Origin of the sequence: Pseudomonas sp. WS 5412, assembly GCF_012985615.1 — a bacterium.
Taxonomy (GTDB): Bacteria; Pseudomonadota; Gammaproteobacteria; order Pseudomonadales; family Pseudomonadaceae; genus Aquipseudomonas; species Aquipseudomonas shahriarae.
Window position 1 is genome coordinate 206,671 of the sequence record NZ_JAARMB010000008.1, and the last position, 21,208, is coordinate 227,878.

A 21,208-nucleotide genomic window follows, 5' to 3' on the forward strand; every position below is an offset into this window, starting at 1 on the left:
AGGACGGCTTATTTCATGCATCGAACGTTATCGCTACGCGCCGTTGTTTGTTTAAGTACGCTCTTGCCCGCGAGCTTGTTGTACGCAGCGCCAGACGCCGATATAGAAACCCTCAAACAGGAACTGCTGGAACTCAAGCAACGCTACGAAGTACAGCAAAAAGCCCTGGCGGTCCTGGAGCAACGGGTGCGCCAGGTCGAAGACCAGCCCGCAGTACCCGCGCCCAAGCGCCTGGCCAAGTCACCTGCAGATTTCAAGCAAAGCGGCAGTACGGTGGCCGCCAGTGGCACCGGCGGTGCAACCGGCAGTTCCTATGGGCAGGCACTCAAGGATGATTCGGCACCGGCACAGAGTGTCAGCAACCTCTATAACGAGGCCAGCGGGTTCTTTGGCAATGGCAAGTTCAGCTTTGAGACGGGCATTACCTACGCTCGCTACGATGCCCGGCAATTGACCCTCAATGGCTTCCTGGCACTGGACTCGATCTTCCTCGGCAATATCAACCTGGATCGCATCAAGGCGGATAACTGGACTCTGGACATGACGGGCCGCTACAACGTCGATAACCGTTGGCAGTTCGACGTCAACGTCCCCGTGGTGTACCGCGAATCGACCTATCAGTCCGGGGGCGCCAATGGTGGCGCGGGGACCGCGACTTCAGAGGAGTCGGTCAGTCGCGACCCGACCATCGGCGACGTCAACTTCGGGGTTGCCTACAAGTTCCTCGATGAATCCCCCACCCTGCCGGACGCCGTACTCTCGGTACGGGTCAAGGCGCCGACCGGCAAGGAGCCGTTCGGTATCAAGCTGGTACGCTCGCCGTCCAACACCAACCTCTATGTGCCGGAGAACCTGCCAACCGGCAATGGCGTATGGTCGGTGACCCCGGGGATTTCCCTGGTCAAGACCTTCGATCCAGCCGTGCTGTTCGGCTCGCTCTCCTACACCCACAACTTCGAAGATTCGTTTGACGACATCAGCTCCACGGTCAACGAAAAAGTCGGCGGCAAGGTACGCCTGGGCGACAGCTTCCAGTTCGGTGTCGGCGTGGCATTTGCCTTGAACGAGCGTATGAGTATGTCGTTCTCGGTGTCTGACCTGATCCAGCGCAAGAGTAAGCTCAAACCCGACGGTGGCGATTGGCAGTCGGTTGTGTCCAGTGACGCCAACGCGGGCTACTTCAACGTCGGCATGACCATTGCCGCCAGCGAAAACCTGACCATCGTGCCCAACCTGGCCATCGGCATGACAGATGACGCACCGGACTTCACCTTCAGCCTGAAATTCCCGTACTACTTCTAAACGCGCCTACAGGGAGTGGTGAGTTTGAGATAAGGAAAAGCCCCGCCGCGATAAGGGTCGCGACGGGGCTTTTTTTACCCGCCCTAGCGGATCTGGTGCTTGTGCAGTAACCGGTAGAAGGTAGGCCGGGAAACCCCCAGCACCCGGGCGGCAACACTCAGGTTGTCGCTGTGGCGGTTCAGCACATCGCACAGCGCCTGGCGTTCGGCGCGGTGCTTATAGTCTTCCAGTGTAGCCATGGGCAGCGCGATTGCCTTTTGGCTTTGCAAACCCAGGTCGGCCGCTTCGATTTGCCGCCCTTCGGCCAGGACCAGGCCGCGCCGCACCCGGTTGGCCAGTTCGCGCACATTGCCCGGCCAACCATGCTTGCCCATGGCGAGCAGCGCGTCCTCGCTGAAACTGCGCGGACGGCGCCCGGTTTCCTGGCTGTAGAACCGGGAAAAATGATTGGCCAGCATCCCCACATCGCCATGGCGCTCACGCAGCGGTGCGGTGACCACTTGCAGGACATTGAGCCGGTAGTACAAGTCTTCGCGAAAGGTGCCCTTTTCGATGGCCGCTTCCAGATCGACGTGCGTCGCGGCCAACACCCTGACATCCACCGGGATCGGCTGGCTGCCACCGACACGCTCGATATGTTTTTCCTGGAGAAAGCGCAACAGGTTGGCTTGCAACTCCATCGGCAGGTCACCGATTTCGTCGAGGAACAGGGTGCCGCCATTGGCCGCTTCGATGCGCCCGATCTTGCGTTGGTGGGCGCCGGTGAATGCGCCTTTTTCATGGCCAAACAGTTCGGACTGGATCAGGTGTTCCGGAATAGCCCCGCAATTGATCGCCACGAATGGCTTGGCGTGCCGCTGGGATTGCCGGTGCAAGGTCTTGGCCACCAGTTCCTTGCCGGTGCCGCTGTCGCCACGGATCAGAATCGGCGACTCGGTAGGGGCCAGTTTCGCCAGCAGTTTGCGCAGTTCGCGGATTGGCCGGCTGTCACCCAACAGTTCATGTTCGGGCTCGGCCACATAGGCGCAGCCTTTACCCCGCAAGCGCGCCATGCCAAAGGCCCGGCCCAGGGTGACCTGGACGCGCGCCACATCGAACGGCAAGGTATGGAAGTCAAAAAACCATTCACAGACAAAGTCGCCGACGTTCTGCAGGCGCAGCATCTCGGGGCTGAGCACGGCGATCCATTCGGTACCGCTGCGACTGATCAGCTCCTTGACCGCCTCGGGTCGCTCCAGGTGTTTGGCCTGGAGTCGCAATAATCCGACGTCACAGGTGCGATCGCCCAAGGCATCCAGGGCACAGCTGTCCACTGCCCATCCAGCCGCCCGCAAACCAGGCAATAACTGGTGGCAGTCGTCACAGGGATCGACCACAAGCAAGCGACGCAGGGCTGGTGTAACAACCATGACTATTCCTTGGCGTCAAAAACATTAAAGTTATTTAGAAACAACAGTTTGGGTGAGCTGCTCATAACCCTAGCAAGAACTTGACACTACGCTTGTATCGTTTCGCGATAAAAGCTCTCGGGATACGGCATTTGGCTATCAACCCGCTTTAGTGCGGCGATTTGAATCTTTCCACGCCTTTCAAAAGCGCCGCTTACATGACGTTAATCACGAAAAGTTGAATTTTCTTGTTTTAGCATGTGACCCGTACCCCGTCATCGTGCATCAGTACAGGTACTAGCCGAACGGTAAGCCCAACCGACGGCACATCTTTTGATTGGGCACTTAGAGAGAAGACCCCATGAACGCCCCGCTCCGTATCAACGAAGCTCTTTTGATCGCAGACCGTGCTTTCCAACCCTTTCACTGCGTGGCCTGGGCCCCACAAGACGGTACTGGCGAGCTGAGCCTGACCGTGATCGACCGCACCGAAAACCGCATCGGGCGCAAACAGATTCCTTGCAGCACTTATTCCGATCCAAAACAATTGGAAACCCTGCTGCTGCAAGCCCGCGCCGAACTCAATGGCGAAGGCTATCAGCTACAGTCCTGGGCAATGCCCAAGTAAGTTAACGCAGCTACTGCGACATAACGTCGCCTCTTATATCGGCTGCAACTTGTTAAGACTATTAAACCCGTGGCGAGTGAGTTTGATCCTCGCCACGGGTTTGCGTGCCTGAAACTTTCGTCTCGCCCTTTTTATATAGCCGCCATGCCATGATCACTTGATCTTCCAGTGAGCCTCGGGCACCTTGCGCACTTCTCGCCCCCAGGAGCACCCCATGTCCGGATCAATGGCCCAGGCCTTCGCCCATAATTTCCTTGGGCACTCGCCCCGTTGGTACAAGGCCAGCATCCTCACGTTCCTGATCCTCAACCCCCTGGTGCTTTGGGCTTTCGGTCCGGTCGCGGCCGGCTGGTTGCTGGTGGCAGAGTTCATTTTCACCCTGGCCATGGCGCTGCACTGCTACCCGTTGATGCCCGGAGGGCTGTTGATGGTCGAGGCGCTGCTATTGCGCATGACCACGCCTCAGGCGCTGTACGACGAGCTGCTGCATAACTTCCCGGTGATCCTGCTGCTGATGTTTATGGTGGCCGGCATTTACTTTATGAAGGACTTGCTGCTGTACCTGTTTTCGCGCCTGCTGCTGGGCGTGCGGTCCAAAGCGCTGCTGGGGCTGATGTTCTGCTTCTTGTCGGCCTTCCTGTCAGCCTTTCTCGATGCCTTGACCGTTACTGCGGTGATTATCAGTGCCGCCGTGGGCTTCTATTCGGTATATCACCGGGTGGCTTCAGGCAATGATCCACGCCAGGACAGCGAGTACAGCGACGACCATCACCTGCCCACCTTGCACCACGCCGACCTGGAGCAGTTCCGCGCCTTCCTGCGCAGCCTGTTGATGCACGGCGCCGTCGGCACTGCTCTGGGTGGCGTGTGTACCTTGGTGGGCGAACCGCAGAATCTGTTGATCGGCCACGAAATGGGCTGGAACTTCAGCCAGTTCTTCCAACAGATCGCCCCGGTCTCGTTGCCAGTGCTGGCGGCGGGCCTGGTGACCTGCGTGCTGCTGGAAAAGCTGCGCTGGTTTGGCTATGGCACCCTGCTGCCGGACAACGTGCGTCAGGTGCTGGCCAACTACGCCCATGAGGACAACGCCGAACGCACCCCGCGCCAGCGCGCAGCGCTGATTGTCCAAGGCCTGGCTGCACTGATTCTGATCGCCGGGCTGGCCTTGCATATCGCCGAGGTTGGCTTGATCGGCCTGCTGGTAATTGTACTGATCACCGCCTTCACCGGGATTACCGAAGAACATCGCATCGGCAACGCCTTCAAGGACGCCCTGCCCTTTACTGCCCTGCTGGTGGTGTTTTTCGCCGTGGTCGCGGTGATACATGATCAACAGTTGTTCAACCCACTGATCCAGTGGGTGCTGGCCCTGCCCGCCGACCAGCAGCCGGGCATGCTGTTTATTGCCAACGGCCTGCTGTCAGCCATCAGCGACAACGTGTTTGTAGCAACAATCTATATCACCGAGGTCAAGCAGGCGTTTGTGTCCGGGCATATGAGCCGCGAGCATTTCGAGACCCTGGCCATCGCGATCAATACCGGGACCAACCTGCCCAGCGTGGCAACGCCCAATGGCCAGGCAGCGTTCCTGTTCTTGTTGACGTCGGCGATTGCGCCGCTGATTCGCCTGTCCTACGGGCGCATGGTGTGGATGGCGCTGCCGTACACGGTGGTGATGGGCGTGCTGGGCTGGTACGGGGTCAGTTACTGGCTGTGAAGGATCAACCGTTCAATGGCTTCGGCAGCACCGTCCTCGACATTGCTGCCGGTGACCAGGTTGGCCTGACGTTTGACCACCTCTTCTGCCTGCCCCATGGCAATCGACAACCCGGCCACTTCAAACATCGCAGGATCATTGCCACCATCGCCGATGGCTGCCGTCTGCTCCAGCGCTACCCCAAGGTGCGCAGCCAGGGTTTTCAGGGCATCGCCCTTGTTGGCCTTCATTGCGGTGATATCGAGATAGACCGGCTGCGAACGCGAAACCTGGGCCAAGCCTGCAACCTTGGGCTGCAAGCGCGCTTCCAGCTCGACCAGCAACTGTGCATTGGCGCTGGCGGCGACGATCTTGTCGATGCGCCCCAGGAACGGCTCGAAACTCTCCACCACGACCGGCGCATAACCGAGGCCATGCTGCTCTCGAGGCACCATCGGGCCCGAGGGGTCACGCAGCAGCCACTCACCATCGGCAAACACCCAGATTTCCACCTCCGGCTGGTCGCACAACAGTGCCAGGGTGATCAACGCCGCCTCTGCCGGCAAGTGGTGGGCTACCAGGATGCTGCCATCCGGGTTCACCAGGGTGCCGCCGTTGAACCCCGCCGTGGGCACATCGACGCCCAGGGCTTCGATCTGCTGCAACATCGCCCTCGGCGGTCGCCCGGTGGCCAGGCTGAAAAACACCCCGGCTTCGCGCAGCGCCCGCACGGCAGCGATGGTGCGCTGGCTGAGGCTGTGATCGGGCAGCAACAAGGTGCCGTCCATATCACTCAACAAAAAACGGATGGGGTGAATCGTCTCCTCACTCATCCGAGGCTATGCCAGGCGCGGCCATCACGGGCCAGCAACGCATCCGCTGCCGCTGGGCCGTCTTCCCCGGCCTTGTAAGCCTGGATGCCATCGTCCTTCTGCCAGGCATCGAGAAACGGTTGTACCGCACGCCAGCCGTTTTCGATGTTATCGGCACGCTGGAACAGGGTCTGATCGCCGGTCAGGCAATCATAGATCAGCGTCTCGTAGCCGGTGGAAGGCTGCATCTCGAAGAAGTCCTTGTAGGCAAAGCCCAGCTGGATGTTGGCCATGTCCAGGGTCGGCCCGGGCTTTTTCGCCAGCAGGTCGAACCACATGCCTTCATTGGGCTGGATCTGGATTTTCAGGTACGTCGGCTTGACCTCGTCGACTTCGGTATCGCGAAACTGGGCATAGGGCGCTGGTTTGAAGCAGATAACGATTTCGGTGTCGCGCACGCTCATGCGCTTGCCGGTGCGCAGGTAGAACGGCACGCCGACCCAACGCCAGTTATCAATCATCACCTTGAGCGCAACGAAGGTTTCGGTGCTGCTGTCCGGGGCCACATTGGCCTCCTGCCGATAGCCCGGCAGCGCCTTGCCGCCGATCTCGCCGGCGGTGTACTGGCCGCGCACCGAGTTGGCCCGTGCATCCTCCAGCGACCAGGGGCGCACGGCCCCGATCACCTTGGCCTTCTCGCCACGCACCGCATCGGCGCCAAAGGCTGCCGGCGGTTCCATGGCAATCATCGCCAGCAACTGGAACAGGTGGTTGGGTACCATATCGCGCAGGGTGCCGGTGTTTTCGAAGAAACTGCCCCGGGTTTCCACACCGACCGTTTCGGCAGCGGTGATCTGCACGTGGTCAATGTAGTGGTTGTTCCAGAACGCCTCGAACAGCACGTTGGAGAAACGGCTGATCAGAATGTTCTGCACCGTTTCCTTGCCCAGGTAATGGTCGATGCGATAGATCTGCTTCTCAGTCATGACCTTGAGCAGACAGGCGTTGAGCGCCTCGGCGGTGGCCAGGTCGGAGCCGAACGGCTTTTCGATGACCACGCGGCGGAAAGCCCCGGGGCTTTCCTCCAGCAGGTTGGCCCGGCCCAGGCGCTGCACCACTTCACTGAAGAAGCGCGGCGCGGTGGCCAGGTAGAACACCGCGTTGCCCGTGCCGCTGTCGGCGATTTTGCTGGCGATGTCGGCATAGGTGCCGTCATCGAGAAAATCGCCCTGCACGTAGCTGATGCCCTTGGCCAGCTGGGCCCACAACTGTGGGTCCAGTGCATGTTCGGCATTCCCCTTGACCTTGCTCGCCGCTTCGGTGCGGATGAAGTCTTCGAGTTTCTTGGCGAAGTCTGCATCGCTGATAGCGTTGTGATCCACCCCGACAATCCGCAGCCCCTCACCCAGCAAGCCATCGCGACTGAGGTTGTACAGCGCCGGCATCAGCAGGCGCTTGACCAGGTCGCCATGGGCGCCGAACAGGAACAAGGTAGTGGGTGGAGCGGGTTCGGCCTTGGGTTTCTTGCCGGTGGCCGTCATTTTTTGGAAGTCTCCACATGGCCGCCAAAGCCGAAGCGCATGGCCGACAGCAGCTTGTCACCGTAAGTGCTTTGCTGGCGCGAGCGGAACCGGGCAAACAACGAGTTGGACAGTACCGGTACCGGTACCGATTGCTCCATGGCCGCTTCGATGGTCCAGCGCCCTTCGCCGCTGTCGGCCACGGAACCGGAGTAACCGTCGAGCTTGGGGTCGGTCGCCAGGGCATCGGCTGTGAGGTCGAGCAGCCAGGAGGACACAACGCTGCCGCGACGCCAGACTTCGGCGATATCGGCCACGTTCAGGTCAAAACGCTGTTCTGGCGGCAGGTTTTCCGAGTTCTTGGTCTTGAGAATGTCAAAGCCTTCGGCAAACGCCTGCATCATGCCGTACTCGATGCCGTTGTGGATCATCTTCACAAAGTGCCCGGAACCGGCAGGGCCGGCGTGGATATAGCCACGTTCGGCGCGGTCGTCGGTAGCGGTACGGTCCTTGGTGCGCGGGATATCGCCCAGGCCCGGCGCGAGGGTGGCGAAGATCGGGTCCAGGTGCTTGACGGTCTCGGCGTCGCCGCCAATCATCATGCAGTAACCGCGCTCCAGGCCCCACACGCCACCGGAAGTGCCGACGTCGATGTAGTGCAGGCCTTTTTCCGCCAGGGCCTTGCCGCGACGTACGTCATCTTTATAGAAGGTGTTGCCGCCGTCGATGATCACATCGCCGGGTTCCATCAGTTCGCTCAGGTCGTTGATCGTGGTTTCGGTGGGCTCGCCCGCCGGTAACATGACCCAGACAGCCCGCGGCTTTTGCAGGCCAGCGACCAGGGCAGGCAGATCGGCAACGCCGGTCGCGCCCTCTTCACTCAAGCCTTTGACGAATGCTTCATTGCGGTCGTAGACCACGGTGGTATGCCCATTGAGCATCAAGCGGCGCGCAATATTCCCGCCCATGCGGCCTAGTCCGATAATCCCCAGTTGCATGTATTGATGCTCCCAACTACAAATAAAAATGTGTGACACAGTTTATAGCGCAATGACGAATTAGTCCGGCGCCAATCGCACTAGTTTCATCACAAAAAGAGGCCATCGTTTCACCATCACTGGCTGAAAAGTCACAGCGACCCTGAAAAATAAAAAAGTTCCCTTGAGCCCAAAAAGAAATCAGAATCGCCCCTGACTCCTGCCGAGGGCCTCGACTCAAGCGCTCTGGCACCGCGATACACCGGCTATTTGCGAGGTAAGCAATGCGCACAGCACAGATGACACGCCCGCCACAGACCCTCTACGTCACCGTCCGCCGCGACGAACTGCGCCAACTGAAGGACGAACGCGAGCAGTTGCAGCAGGAAGTGATCCGTCTGCGGGCGCAGTTGCAGGCTCAGTTGGCAAACCAAGCCATTACCTGCTGAACCCCGGGTCCAACTCACAAACTTTTCACCCGCCCTTCCCGATAATCCTGCGCCAGAACGCCGCCTCGCGCATGGGCGGCGGCAATTATCGGGTTGGAGCGCTGCATGGCGAGCACGAAGTCTGCAAAAGGGTTTGATTGGGCCGGCCTGGGCTGGATGTTCCTGTTTTTCTGGTATTTCTCCGGTATTACCCAACTGCTGATCCAACTGACCGGCACCTCCGGCTTCAGTGGTTTCCGCCAGGCGTTCTTCATGAGTGCGCTGTGGTTGGCACCCATGCTGCTGTTCCCGCGTCGCGCCCGGCTACTCGCCGCGCTGATCGGTGTGGTGCTGTGGGCCTGTTCCATGGCCAGCCTGGGCTACTTCTTTATTTACCAGCAGGAATTTTCCCAGAGCGTCATCTTCATCATGTTCGAGTCGAACATCTCTGAAGCCGGCGAGTATGCAACGCAATACTTTGCCTGGTGGATCGTGCTGGCCTTTATTGCCCACACCGCCCTGGCCGTCTTCCTCTGGACCCGTGTGCGCCCGGTCTACCTGCCCCGGGGCCGGGCAATGGTCGCGGCGACGGCCATTGTGCTGGCGATTGTCGGCTATCCGCTGGTCAAGCAGATTGCCACCAACGACACCCTGGAACGGGCCATCGACGGCTTCGAAACCCGGGTCGAACCTGCCGTGCCGTGGCAGATGATTGTTGCCTATCGCCGCTACACCCAGCAGTTGAACAACATGCAGGGCATGCTCGACAACGTCAGCAAGATCCCGCCCCTGAGCAACTTCAAGGACAGCATGGCCGGCCAACCGTCGACCCTGGTGCTGGTGATCGGCGAGTCCACCAACCGGCAGCGCATGAGCCTCTACGGCTACCCGCGCAAGACCACGCCGGAGCTGGACAAGCTGCGTGACCAATTGGATGTGTTCGACAACGTCATCACCCCGCGCCCCTACACCATCGAGGCGCTGCAACAGGTACTGACCTTTGCCGATGAAGACAATCCGGATCTGTATCTGAAGACCCCTTCCATCGTCAGCATGATGAAACAGGCTGGCTACAAGACCTTCTGGATCACCAACCAGCAGACCATGACCAAGCGCAACACCATGCTCACCACGTTCTCCGAACAGGCCGACGAGCAGGTGTACCTCAACAACAACCGTAACCAGAACGCCCGCCAGTACGATGGCGACGTGCTGGAGCCGTTCTCCAAGGCCCTGGCCGACAAGGCCGAGCGCAAGCTGATCGTGGTGCACCTGCTGGGTACCCATATGAGCTATCAGTACCGCTACCCGCCAAGCTTCGACACCTTTACCGACCGCCAGGGTGTCCCGGACGCGGTCAGTGACGACCAGCTGCCGACCTACAACAGCTATGACAACGCAGTGCGCTACAACGACTTCGTGGTATCGAGCCTGATCAAGGACTACGCCAAGACCGACCCCAATGGTTTCCTGCTGTACCTCTCCGACCACGGCGAGGATGTGTTCGACTCGGCGGGCCATGACACCCTGGGCCGCAACGAGGGCAAGCCGACAGCCCCGATGTACACCATCCCCTTCATGACCTGGGCCTCGCCGAAGTGGCGCGCCACCCACGACTGGAACATGCAGGGCGATATACAACGGCCCTACAGCAGCTCGCAGTTGATTCATACCTGGGCCGACCTGGCCGGCTTGAGTTTCGACGAACTGGACCGCAGCCGCAGCCTGGTCAGCGACAGCTTCAAGCCACGGCCATTGCTGATCGGCGATCCCTACCAGCGTTCGCAGAAGGCCTTGATCGACTTCAGCCTGATCAAGCCCAAAGCCAGTACCGCACCCCGGAGTGTGGTCCAGAAGTAAACGACCCGCGCCCTGTCCAGAGTTAACCCCTGCGGTTAACTCTGGATGTGCTTGACGTTAACCCCCACTTAATTAGCTTCCTACAGACTATTCCCATAAATCTGACCAGGGACGGTGCAGACACGATCACTTTTAATGGGAATACCTGCGATGAAACTTTCAACCTTGATGCTTGCTGGCCTGCTGGGCCTGACCTCCGCTGCCGCCTTCGCCGAAGGCGGCGCTGAGCGCGTGAAGGAGCACTTCGATAATTTCAGCTTCACCCAGAAACAAATCCACAGCGACACCGAACAGACGGCTGCTGCCGACGCCAAGGGTGCTGAATCCGGATCCACCCAACACACGCGGGATGCTGAGCAGCCCAAAGGCTGATGCACGAGTAATACCCGGCACCATTATGCTCTGGTGGTGAAGGTCAATTTGGCGCCCTGTACGGGGCGCTTTTTTTTGCCTGGTCGAACCTTCCCAAGGGGAGCGCGGGAACGACCTGAGGATTTAGAGGGCCTTGCTCCAGAACAGCATGCGGCCATGGGCAGGGTCGAAGATCGAGTCATCGAAGCCAAACTTGCGGTACGACGCCTGCGCTACTGGATTACCTTCCAGCACTTCCAGGGTGATCTTGCAGCAACCGCGCTGGCGGGCGATTTCCTCGACCTTTTGCAGCATTTTCTGGCTCAGGCCCAGGCCTCGGAACGGTTCCTTGACCACCACATCATGCACGTTGACCAGCGGCCGGCAGGCAAAGGTCGAAAACCCTTCAAAACAGTTAACAAGCCCGGCCGGCTCGCCGCCAACAAAGGCCAGCACGCTGAAGGCATGGGGACGCTTGGCCAATTCCGCCGGCAATTGTTGCAGCAGGTCGGCGGACAGGGCATGGCCACCGCCCATGGGGTCTTGTGCATAGTGGTTGAGCAACAGGCCAATGGCCTCGGCGTGCACGGAGTTGCTGTAGCTGGCTTGCAGCACCAATATTTCTGCGGCTTCCATTTCCTTCCTCGATAACTGCCCGGCAGGGATGAGCTCCCCGCAAAAGCTCGATTGTAAGCGGGGTGTAGGGGTTAGATGAAGGAGATTAACTACAACTTGGCGCGGGAAAAAGCCATCAGGCGAATGATTGTGTCAGTGGGCCAATGGCCACTACTGACCAAAGCGTTGCAACTGCATTTCTTGCAAACGACTGAGGGTGCGGCGGAACGCAAACTCCAGGTAACCCTCGGTGTACAACTCGGCCAAGGGCACCCTGGCTTCGATGTACAGCGGGACCTTGCGGTCGTAGCACTCATCCACCAGGGCGATAAACCGGCGCACACTGTCATCGTGCACCGACAACGCCGGCAGCTCGCGGTCGCCCGCCTCCACGCGCTGGGCACCATCCTCGGTACCACGGGCAATCCGCCCAGGACGTGTCGAGGCGCTCAGCCCGGGCACTTCGCCGAGCAATATGGCGCTATAGCGATCACACAGCTGCATGAAATCCATGGCCGCCAGCGGTTGTTCGCACAGATCAGCGTAGCGGCACCACAGCACCGTTTCGCTGGACTGCACCGTAACAATGCGTCGCGAACCGACCATAACCGGCGCCTCACTGCAGGCTTGTCCAGCGCTCAAACGCTGGAAAACCGCGGCCAATGCTTGTGGTTGATCGACCCAGTAGCGCTGCTCGGCGGTGCCCGGATGCAAGCGGTGATCCTCACTGCCGTCTACCGCCACCACCTGCATATGGGCCTCAATCGCCTCGATAGCCGGCATGAAGCGTTCGCGGTTGAAACCGTCGGCGTACAACTGCCCGGGCGGCTGGTTGGAGGTGCAGACCATTACCACCCCTTCGTCGAACATCACCTGGAACAGGCGCCCGAGGATGATCGCGTCACCAATGTCATTGACGAACAGCTCGTCGAAACACAGCACCCGCACGTCCCCGGCCAACTCGCGGGCCAGGGCCTGCAAAGGGTCCGGGGTGCCGGTCAACTGGAACAGACGTTGATGGACCCAGCCCATGAAGTGATGGAAGTGCTGGCGCCGCGCGGGCACCCGCAGGCTCTGATGGAACTGATCCATCAGCCAGGTCTTGCCCCGCCCCACCGGCCCCCACAGATAAACGCCGGTGACCGGTGCGTCGGCGCCCTGGTGCAATGCCCCATGGCAGGCCTGCAACGCCTCGACCGCCCGGCGTTGCGCGTCGTCTGCCACAAAACCATCGGCCAGGGCCCGCTGGTAGGCGGCCAGTGGTGAGTCGGCCGTCATGCGAGGCTTTTGCTGACCACCTCGAACACATCGCTGGACAGCTCGCCCGAACCACGGATGCGCTCCAGCTCAGCCTTCATCAGCGCCTGACGGGCGCTGTCGTATTTGCGCCAGCGGGTCAGTGGCGCCAACTGCCGCGAGGCGATCTGCGGGTTGAAGGCATTCAGCTCGATCACCAGGTCCGCCAGGAAGCGATAGCCCGAGCCATCGGCTGCATGGAAGTTGATCAGGTTCTGCCCGGCAAAGGCGCCGACCAGCGCGCGTACCTTGTTCGGGTTCTTGATATTGAACGCCGAGTGCTGCATCAGGGCCTTGACCCGTGCAAGCCCGCCCGGCAACACGCTCCCGGCCTGGACGCTGAACCATTGGTCCATGACCAGGGGGTTGTCCTTGAAGTTCTCGGCAAACACTTGCAGGGCGTTGGCCTTCTCGGCATCGAACGGCGAGTTGACCAGCACCGCCAATGCCGTCAGGCGTTCGGTCATGTTGTCACACGCGTCGAACTGCTCCAGGGTCGCCGCCAGTACTTCGGGCTTGCCGCTGAGCATCAGGTACGACAGCGCGATGTTCTGCAGGGCGCGGCGCGCGAAGTGCTCGGCCGACGCCACGTAAGGCGTGTTGCGCGACAGGTCGCGGTTGGCCTGGTAGCGCAGCCACAGGCCTTCGAACAGGTTATCGGCCAACTGCTTGCGCGCAAACTCGCGGGCAGCGTGGATCGCATCGACGTCAGCCACTTCGCTGATTTCGGTCAGGTAGGCTTCACCCGGCAACGACAACATTTCGGCGACCATGGCCTGGTCCAGGCTTTCGTCGCTCAACACGCTGCGCAGCGCATTGACCAGCCGTTGATCCAGCACCAGGGCCTGGCCCTGCTGGTGTTGGCTGATCAGGTCCTGCAACACCTGCACCGCCAGTTGCTGGCCCGCCTCCCAACGGTTGAAGCCGTCACTGTCGTGCTGCATCAGGAACATCAACTGGTCACGGCTGTAGGGGAAGCTCAGCTTCACCGGCGCCGAGAAGCCACGCAGCAGCGACGGCAAGGGTTGTTCAGGGATATCGACGAAGGTGAACGTCTGCTCGGCCTCAGTCACCGACAACACTCGCGAGGTGCCCTGCGCCGCCGCTTCACCGGCCAGACGCAACGGCAGGTCGGCCCCATTGGCGTCCAGCAGGCCCAGGGCCACCGGAATCACGAATGGCAGTTTTTCTACGTTGTCCGGGGTTTGCGGGCAGCTCTGGCGCAAGGTCAGGCTGTAGGTCTTGGCGGTAGCGTCGTAGGACTCGCTCACTACCAGGCGTGGCGTGCCGGCCTGGCTGTACCAGCGTTTGAACTGGGTCAGGTCGGCACCGTTGGCGTCTTCCATGGCCTTGATAAAGTCATCACAGGTCACGGCCTGGCCGTCGTGGCGTTCAAAGTACAGGTCACTGCCTTTGCGAAAGCCCTCGGCGCCGAGCAAGGTGTGGATCATCCCGACCACTTCCGAACCCTTTTCGTACACGGTCAGGGTGTAGAAGTTGGAGATTTCGATAAAGCTGTCCGGGCGCACAGCGTGGGCCATCGGCCCTGCATCTTCGGCGAATTGGTGGGTGCGCAGGTAGGCCACATCCTGGATACGCTTGACGGTGGCCGAGTTCATATCCGCAGAGAAGTGCGAATCGCGGAACACCGTGAAGCCTTCCTTGAGCGACAACTGGAACCAGTCGCGGCAGGTCACGCGGTTGCCCGACCAGTTGTGGAAGTACTCGTGGGCGACGATGGCCTCGACGCGCTGATGCGCGGCGTCGGTCGCGGTTTCGGCACGGGCCAGCACGGCGCTGGAGTTGAAAATGTTCAGGCCCTTGTTTTCCATGGCGCCCATGTTGAAGTCGTTGACGGCGACGATCATGAAAATATCCAGGTCGTATTCGCGACCATAGACCTCTTCATCCCAACGCATGGACTTCTTCAGGCTGTTCATGGCGTGCTGGCACTTGTCGATGTTTTCCGGCTCGACATAGATGCGCAACGCGACGGTGCGCTGGCTCATGGTGGTGAAGGTGTCTTCGACGCACCACAGGTCGCCAGCCACCAGGGCGAACAGGTAGGCCGGCTTCTTGAACGGGTCTTCCCAGGTCGCCCAGTGCCGACCGTCTTCACCGGGGCCGCTGGCAATCGGGTTGCCGTTGGACAGCAGCACCGGATAGCTGTGCTGCTCGGCGATCACCGTGGTGGTGAACGTGCTCATCACGTCCGGGCGGTCAAGGTAGTAGGTAATTTTGCGGAAGCCCTCGGCCTCGCATTGGGTACAGAACATGCCACCGGACTTGTACAAGCCTTCCAGGGCGGTGTTGGTTTGCGGGTGGATGCGCACGCTGGTGTCGACCGTGAAGCTGTCACTGGTCGGCTGCAACGTCAGGTGGCTCTCGCTCAATTGGTAGTCGGTGGCGCTCAGTTCCTGGTCACCCAGGGCCACGCTCAGCAGTTCCAACTGCTGGCCATCGAGCACCAGCGGCGGCAGGCCGGTGCCGCGCTCGGGATTGCGGCGCATCACCAGCTGCGCGTGGACCAGGCTATGGTCCTCGAACAACTCGAAGGTCAGGTGAGTCTCGTCGATCAGGTACTCGGGCGCCTGATAATCCTTCAGGTAAATCATCTTCGGTTGTTCGGTGCGCATGCGTGAAATCCTTCTACTGATGCACGGCGAGCTGGTAAGCCGTGTATTTACGAATATTGATAACGCCGGTATCGAAGATCAGGTATTGGCCCTTGATCCCCAGCAGCGTGCCTTCGGCAATCGGGTTCTTGTCCAGGTTGAAACTGACGATCTTGGCTGGATATTGCTCCACCGGGTAGCGGATTTCGAGGGGCTCGATATCGGTTACCGGTTGGATGGCCTGCAGGCCAAAGCGTTCCTGCAATTGCAGCAGGCCGTCGGCGCAGGAAACGAACAGCTCGTCGCGTACCTGCGCAAGGTCTACCGCTGCCGCGTCGCCCTTGAGCAAGGCGCGCCAGTTGGTCTTGTCGGCGACCTGGCTGCGCAGCACATCTTCGACAAAGCCCGATTGCTGGCGCGTGGCCACGCGCATGATCGGCAATGCCTGGCTCGCGCCCTGGTCCAGCCAGCGCGTGGGCAACTGGGTGGCGCGGGTGATGCCGACCTTGATCCCCGACGAGTTCGCCAGGTACACCACATGGTCGGTCATGCAGAATTTCTCGCCCCAGGCCGGATCGCGGCAAGTGCCGGCATCGAAATGGCAGCGCTCGGGGCTCATGATGCACAGGTCGCACTGGGCCAGCTTGGTCATGCACGGGTAGCAATAGCCCTGGCTGAAGCTGGTCTTGGTCTTGCGTCCGCAATGGGTGCAGTGGATCGCACCGAGGTATTCCAGGCGTATATGAGTGCCAATCAACGGGTTGACCGGCACCTCGGTGTCGCCCAGGCGAAAAGCGTATTGAACGGTCGGCGAACCCAGTTGCGCCGACATCTTGCTGACTGCACCACGGCCAATCTCAATCAATGGATGGCATCCGACTTGAACAGGATGCTTTCCACCGGGGTCGACTTCGATTGGCATTCCTGCGGGCCCATATAGCCGGTGCGCTGGTCTTCCGGCAGGTTTTGCAGCTCCCAGGCGATCATGGCCTGCAACGACAGCTCGCGCTGTTCGGCAGTGAGCTTGCGGCCGTCGGCCCATTTACCGATTTCCACGGCGAGCTTGAGGCTCTGGTAGATATCCGGGGTGATGTTTTCGATCATTTCAGCAAAAGAGGACATAAGACTCTTCCTTCAATAATGGGCAGAGATTCAAGCGTTACGTTTATGGCGGCTGTACAACCCGCCGAGCAAACCGGTGATGCAACCCGCCACCAGGCCGCCGACATGGGCCGCATTGGCGATTTCGCCGAAGCCGATCATCGAGACCAGGCCCGACAGGCACAGCACCAGCCACACCAGCATCATCACCAGCACGCCGCGCGGCAGGCGATACGCCGGGTTGGGCGCAAGCAACTGGTAGATCCAGCAATGGCCGAGCAAGCCGTACAACACGCCGGACAGGCCACCGAACAGGCCCGGCCCGCCAAAGGTGTATTGCGCATAGTTGGAGGCCAGGCTGAACAGCATCGTCAGGCCCAGCAGGTTGATACTGCCCTGGCGCGCCTCGATGCGCCGCCCCAGCTCCCAGTACCACATGCCGTTCATGGCCAGGTGCAGGATGCCGAAGTGGATCAGCATCGGCGTGATCAACCGCCACCACTGCCCTGCCGCCAGGCTGTCGGCCAGGGGCGTGAAATACAGGTACTCACCGGCCACGTGGAAATTCAGGAACGTCAGCCAGCTCATGGTTTGCAGGTTGTCGCCGAGCATCGTGACCGCTGCGACGACCAGGCTCAGCAGCAACACACCCGCGGTCAGCGGGCTGTGGCGCAGTTGCTGGAGGAAGCCGGGACGCTTGGCTACCGGTTCCTGGGGAATATCCAGCTGCTGGTCCGGATCGCCGGTCGGGAAACGCTGATACAGGCTGCGCACGTCTTCGCTGATCGCGTCCGGCACCCACAGCACCTGCTCGCCGGCCTCTTCGCTGACGCGATGGGGCACCTGCATGCGCTGCAACAGCTTGACGAAGCCAGCCAGGTCGACCGTCAGCGGCAAGCGTAAAACGGCCACGTTACTCATGAATCACCTCAGGGCGCTCGACATCGACCCACACGAACTTGTTGGGGTCCAGGCAGGTTTCCTGATCCAGGCGATACGCCACCAGCTTGCCGTAGAGCACTGCGCTGTAGTCCAGGCAGGCCAGGTTCGAGCGGATCGGCGCCGGTTTGCCGCTACGCCAGTAATGGCCGACAAACAGCAAGGGTTCATCGACGCCATAGCGCAACAGGGAGTTTTTCTCGGTCGAAGACAACGGCGTGCGGGCCACCGGATCGGGCAAGGCATCCGGTTGGAACACGATATCGCCGTAGGTCTTCGGGTCGTCTTCCCAGAACTTGGTGCGAAAGAACGAACGGGTCAGGCCATCGCCGCCGGTCAGCGTCAGGCCGTCCGGCAGGCGCATATCGGTGCCGCGCAGCAGGCGATCGAAGGCGTTGCAGGCAAAACTGCCCGGCACCGCCGCCGCCTGCAGGAAATGCTCGTCGATGCAGCCGTCGGGGAATTGCCGGCGCAGCGGTTCGATCAACCCCGAATCCCAGCAGGCGTGCACCACGCGGAAACGCCCGGCATCGACAAACAACGGCATGTCGTAGAACCAGCCGAGGAAGTCATGCCAGTCGCCGGGGTGGTGTTCGAACTGGGTCAGGGTCTCGTGGATCAGCCGCGCGTGGCGTGGCGAATGTTCGCGCACGTACTGCTTGCCACTGCCGGGCGGCGCCAGGGTGCTCCAGCCCAGGGCGTTGAACTCGTGGTTGCCCATAATGCACAGCGCCTGGCCGGCTTCGACCATGTCGTGGACGATATGCAGCGCCTCACGGATGCGCGGGCCACGGTCGATGATATCGCCGAGGAACACCGCCATGCGTGATGGGTGGCGCCAGACGCCGCCCTGCTTGTGGTAACCCATCTGGTCGAGCAGGTGCTCAAGGGTATGAGCGCAACCGTGCACGTCACCAATCAGGTCGTAGCTACGCGCGGGATCGAGCATCAGTCGCCTCCACCCCCCAAGCGGCTGCCCCAGCCCAGCTTGGTGCGGCACACTTCGTAGTAGTTGTGATCCAGTGGGTGGATCAACCGCAGCTTCTGCGCCTTTTTGCTCACGGTGATGGTGTCACCGGGGGCGCAGGTGAAGTGGTTCTGCCCGTCACAGGAAACTTGCGGGTAGATCTGCATGTCTTTGGAGACCACGATTTTCAACTCACTGTTGCCATCGACCACAATCGGTCGGCTAGACAACATATGGGGGTACATCGGCACGATCACAATGGCATCCAGCTTGGGATGCATGATCGGCCCGCCGGCCGACAGCGCATAGGCCGTGGAACCGGTGGGCGTGGCGACAATCAGGCCGTCGGCCTTCTGGCTGCAGACGAACTGGCCGTCGATATACAGCTCGAATTCGATCATCCGCGTCGACTTGCCGGGGTGCAGCACCACATCGTTGAGGGCATCGCCCTGGCCGATGGCTTCGCCATGGCGACGCACTTCGGCTTGCAGCAGGAAGCGGTTTTCCACCAGGTAGTGGCCGTCCAGCACCTTGGCCACTTCAACTTCCAGGTCGTCGGGGCGGATATCGGTGAGGAACCCCAGGCTGCCCCGGTTGATCCCCAGCACCGGCACGTTATGCCGCGCCAGGGCCCGGGCGGCGCCCAGCAGGCTGCCGTCGCCGCCGACCACAATCACCATGTCGCAGACTTCACCGAGCATTTTGCGCGACGAGGTCTGCAGGCCGTGGCCCGGCAGAATCTCGGCGATGGTGTCTTCGAGGATCACATGCAGGTGGCGCTCAAGCAGAAACTTTTTCAGCCGGCGGACCGTGTCCAGAACCTGGGTACTGCCCAGGCGACCGATGATGCCGATATTGCGAAATTGCTCCATGGGGCTCCTGCAGGGTTTGGGTCTGGCAAAAAGAACGATTATGGGCGAAAGGCCGCATTAGACAAAATCCTTTGTCGCCCCAGGCCCCAGACGACAACGGTTCTCAACACTTCCTGGGGTCACGCGGCGAGTAGGAAACAGCTATGCTCGGACCATGAATCCGTTTCCCGACCTGCAGCCTCTGCCCCGTCAATTGCGTCATCCCGCAGTGCGGGACCTGGCGTGGGTGATCCTCGCCCCGCCGATGCTCGCGCAGACGCCCTGGCCACAACGTCACCCCCTGGCCGGCAGTGACTGGGTGCAGCAGCCTGCGGCCCTGGAGCAATGGCTCAGGCGCCTGGACCAGGACAGTAGCGCCCTGCTGCACTGGCTGAGCCTGGCACGCACCCGGCGCCTGGGCCTGTATTACGAACGCCTGTGGCAATTTGCCGTGCAGCACGCCCCTGGCGTGGAGTTGCTGGCGGCCAACCTGCCGATCCGCCAGGCCGGGCACACCCTGGGTGAGCTGGACATGCTGCTGCGCGACCGTGACGGCGTGCATCATCTGGAGTTGGCGATCAAGCTTTACCTCGGCCCCCAGGACGGCAACGGCCAGGACACCGCGCAATGGCTGGGCCCGGGTTGTCACGACCGCCTGGATCGCAAGCTGGCGCATCTGGCAGACCACCAACTGCCCATCTCGGCCAGGGCGCAAAGCCGGGAGGTGCTGGCGACGCTGGATATCCAGGAGTTCACCGCCCATCTGTGGCTCGGCGGCTACCTGTTGTACCCCTGGCCCGGCGAGGCCGCCCCGCCCCTCGGCGCCCACCCCCAGCATTTGCGCGGGCGCTGGTTGCATCAGCGCGATTGGCAGGATTTTATCAAGGCCAGCCCGCCGGGCCGCTGGCAGCCCCTGCCGCGCCATGCCTGGCTGGCGCCGGCGCATTACCCGGCGGAAGAAATCTGGAGTGAAGAGCAGATGCAGCGCTGGCTGGTCGACCTGGACCCGATGGCGCCGGCGCAGTTGTTGGTGCGCATGATGCAGAACGGCGGGGGTTGGGAGGAAGCGGAGCGGCTGTTTCTGGTGGCGGATCTTTGGCCGAATGTGCCGGGGGCTAGCTGATCGTTTTGCGGTGGGTTTGAGGGCCTTATCGCAGGCAAGCCAGCTCCCACATTCAAGCGCATTCCAAAGGATGTACGCGGCCACATGTGGGAGCGGACTTGCTCGCGATAGCGATAGCAGCAGCGCTACAGGCTATCAATATGCCGATAATCCACCTGCAACCCGGCGGCCAGCTCCCGCGCCCGCCCCAGCCGGATCGGCCCACGTTCGATATCCACCAACAGCCCCAGGCAATCCAACGCCGGCAATTGACCAATATCCTTGAGCCGGCCATCGGTAATCACCAGCAACCGCTGCTGTTCAGCCGGATAGCGCTTGCGCCGCGCCGCCAGCCAATGCCCGGCCTCGGTCAACGCCGCCAGGAGCGGCGTCCCTCCGCCGGCGCCCAGGCCATCCAGCCAACGCCCCAGGCCCTTGGCCGCTTTCAAGCCTTGTACCTGCCAGCTCGGCACTTGCCCGCTGGCGGTCAACAACGCCAGTCGCGCCCGCTGCCGATAGGCGTCGTCGAACACCTGCGCGAGCAAGCCCTTGGCATCGCTCAGCGCCTGATGCCGCCGAGTGGACGCCGAGGCATCGACAATCACCAGCCACAGCTCATGGGAGGCACGGCTGCGGTTGCAGTACACCAGGTCTTTACGCGATTGTGGTCGCCCGCCCAACAAGGTGCCCGGCCAATTGACCATCCCCTCGGCGCCGTTGCGCGCCCGCCCTTGCCTGCCTTGATCCAGTCGACCCGCCT

At 61.2% G+C, this 21,208-nt stretch carries 20 protein-coding genes; 7 read left to right on the plus strand and 13 right to left on the minus strand.

The features are described 5' to 3' along the window. The first annotated feature begins 15 nt into the window (after positions 1-15). A complete protein-coding gene (locus tag HBR94_RS13405; RefSeq protein WP_169960351.1) occupies positions 16-1,302 on the plus strand; it encodes a hypothetical protein in 1,287 nt (428 codons plus the stop codon). Between the two features lie 83 nt (positions 1,303-1,385). On the opposite strand, the gene HBR94_RS13410 is transcribed toward HBR94_RS13405, so the two are convergent. After that, positions 1,386-2,711, minus strand: a complete 1,326-nt coding sequence (locus HBR94_RS13410) for a sigma-54 dependent transcriptional regulator (RefSeq protein ID WP_057436720.1) — start codon at positions 2,709-2,711, stop codon at positions 1,386-1,388. A 340-nt stretch (positions 2,712-3,051) separates the two neighbouring features. Here HBR94_RS13410 and HBR94_RS13415 point away from each other — a divergent pair, with 340 nt between their 5' ends. Beyond that, a complete protein-coding gene (locus HBR94_RS13415; protein ID WP_032861167.1) occupies positions 3,052-3,318 on the plus strand; it encodes a hypothetical protein in 267 nt (88 codons plus the stop codon). A 214-nt stretch (positions 3,319-3,532) separates the two neighbouring features. After that, the gene (gene nhaB / locus HBR94_RS13420) at positions 3,533-5,035 is read left to right on the plus strand and encodes a sodium/proton antiporter NhaB (RefSeq protein ID WP_169960352.1); all 1,503 of its coding nucleotides are present in this window, start codon (positions 3,533-3,535) and stop codon (positions 5,033-5,035) included. On the opposite strand, the gene HBR94_RS13425 is transcribed toward nhaB, so the two are convergent. Genes HBR94_RS13425 through gnd form a run of 3 tightly spaced genes read right to left on the minus strand, consistent with a single transcriptional unit; the run spans position 5,023 to position 8,344 of the window. After that, positions 5,023-5,847 carry an HAD family hydrolase gene (locus tag HBR94_RS13425; protein ID WP_057436724.1) on the minus strand — a complete coding sequence of 275 codons (825 nt, stop codon included), beginning with the start codon at positions 5,845-5,847 and terminating at the stop codon, positions 5,023-5,025. The two genes, nhaB and HBR94_RS13425, sit on opposite strands and share 13 nt — an antisense overlap. Further along, positions 5,844-7,367: a glucose-6-phosphate dehydrogenase gene (gene zwf / locus HBR94_RS13430; RefSeq protein WP_115128294.1), complete on the minus strand. Its 1,524-nt coding sequence runs from the start codon at positions 7,365-7,367 to the stop codon at positions 5,844-5,846. The genes HBR94_RS13425 and zwf overlap by 4 nt, the downstream gene beginning before the upstream one ends. Beyond that, positions 7,364-8,344 carry a phosphogluconate dehydrogenase (NAD(+)-dependent, decarboxylating) gene (gene gnd / locus HBR94_RS13435; RefSeq protein ID WP_057959424.1) on the minus strand — a complete coding sequence of 327 codons (981 nt, stop codon included), beginning with the start codon at positions 8,342-8,344 and terminating at the stop codon, positions 7,364-7,366. Before gnd ends, zwf begins: the two co-directional genes overlap by 4 nt. Positions 8,345-8,607: 263 nt before the next feature. Between gnd and HBR94_RS13440 the strand changes: the two genes are divergently transcribed. From HBR94_RS13440 to HBR94_RS13450, 3 genes are all read left to right on the plus strand, one after another. Beyond that, the gene (locus HBR94_RS13440) at positions 8,608-8,772 is read left to right on the plus strand and encodes a DUF6026 family protein (RefSeq protein WP_157717204.1); all 165 of its coding nucleotides are present in this window, start codon (positions 8,608-8,610) and stop codon (positions 8,770-8,772) included. 105 nt (positions 8,773-8,877) lie between these two features. After that, positions 8,878-10,611 (plus strand): phosphoethanolamine transferase CptA, encoded by a 1,734-nt coding sequence (locus HBR94_RS13445; RefSeq protein WP_057959423.1) that lies wholly within the window; start codon positions 8,878-8,880, stop codon positions 10,609-10,611. Between the two features lie 150 nt (positions 10,612-10,761). After that, the gene (locus tag HBR94_RS13450) at positions 10,762-10,983 is read left to right on the plus strand and encodes a hypothetical protein (RefSeq protein ID WP_057436731.1); all 222 of its coding nucleotides are present in this window, start codon (positions 10,762-10,764) and stop codon (positions 10,981-10,983) included. A gap of 123 nt (positions 10,984-11,106) precedes the next feature. Here the strand turns inward: HBR94_RS13450 and HBR94_RS13455 are convergent, their stop codons facing one another. From HBR94_RS13455 to HBR94_RS13490, 8 genes are all read right to left on the minus strand, one after another. Then, on the minus strand, positions 11,107-11,598 hold the full coding sequence (locus tag HBR94_RS13455) for a GNAT family N-acetyltransferase (protein WP_057436733.1): 492 nt from the start codon (positions 11,596-11,598) through the stop codon (positions 11,107-11,109). Positions 11,599-11,748: 150 nt separating this feature from the next. After that, positions 11,749-12,855 (minus strand): cell division protein ZapE, encoded by a 1,107-nt coding sequence (gene zapE / locus HBR94_RS13460; protein WP_057959421.1) that lies wholly within the window; start codon positions 12,853-12,855, stop codon positions 11,749-11,751. Beyond that, complete coding sequence (gene pepN, locus HBR94_RS13465) at positions 12,852-15,509, minus strand: aminopeptidase N (protein ID WP_170044960.1); 2,658 nt, start codon at positions 15,507-15,509, stop codon at positions 12,852-12,854. The genes zapE and pepN overlap by 4 nt, the downstream gene beginning before the upstream one ends. Before the next feature lie 13 nt (positions 15,510-15,522). Continuing rightward, entirely contained in the window at positions 15,523-16,353 is an 831-nt protein-coding gene (locus HBR94_RS13470; protein WP_057436738.1) for a DUF2797 domain-containing protein, read from the minus strand. Beyond that, the gene (locus HBR94_RS13475; protein ID WP_170044961.1) at positions 16,350-16,610 is read right to left on the minus strand and encodes a DUF1315 family protein; all 261 of its coding nucleotides are present in this window, start codon (positions 16,608-16,610) and stop codon (positions 16,350-16,352) included. Before HBR94_RS13475 ends, HBR94_RS13470 begins: the two co-directional genes overlap by 4 nt. Positions 16,611-16,640: 30 nt before the next feature. Beyond that, complete coding sequence (locus HBR94_RS13480) at positions 16,641-17,510, minus strand: rhomboid family intramembrane serine protease (RefSeq protein ID WP_170044962.1); 870 nt, start codon at positions 17,508-17,510, stop codon at positions 16,641-16,643. Continuing rightward, the gene (locus tag HBR94_RS13485; protein ID WP_164844814.1) at positions 17,503-18,480 is read right to left on the minus strand and encodes a metallophosphoesterase; all 978 of its coding nucleotides are present in this window, start codon (positions 18,478-18,480) and stop codon (positions 17,503-17,505) included. Before HBR94_RS13485 ends, HBR94_RS13480 begins: the two co-directional genes overlap by 8 nt. Further along, complete coding sequence (locus tag HBR94_RS13490) at positions 18,477-19,367, minus strand: NAD(+) kinase (RefSeq protein WP_010210870.1); 891 nt, start codon at positions 19,365-19,367, stop codon at positions 18,477-18,479. The genes HBR94_RS13485 and HBR94_RS13490 overlap by 4 nt, the downstream gene beginning before the upstream one ends. 154 nt (positions 19,368-19,521) lie before the next feature. Here HBR94_RS13490 and HBR94_RS13495 point away from each other — a divergent pair, with 154 nt between their 5' ends. Beyond that, positions 19,522-20,469, plus strand: coding sequence for a DUF1853 family protein (locus tag HBR94_RS13495; RefSeq protein WP_170044963.1), 948 nt, complete (start codon positions 19,522-19,524; stop codon positions 20,467-20,469). Between the two features lie 125 nt (positions 20,470-20,594). On the opposite strand, the gene HBR94_RS13500 is transcribed toward HBR94_RS13495, so the two are convergent. Continuing rightward, complete coding sequence (locus tag HBR94_RS13500; RefSeq protein ID WP_057959416.1) at positions 20,595-21,197, minus strand: VWA domain-containing protein; 603 nt, start codon at positions 21,195-21,197, stop codon at positions 20,595-20,597. Positions 21,198-21,208 lie beyond the last annotated feature (11 nt).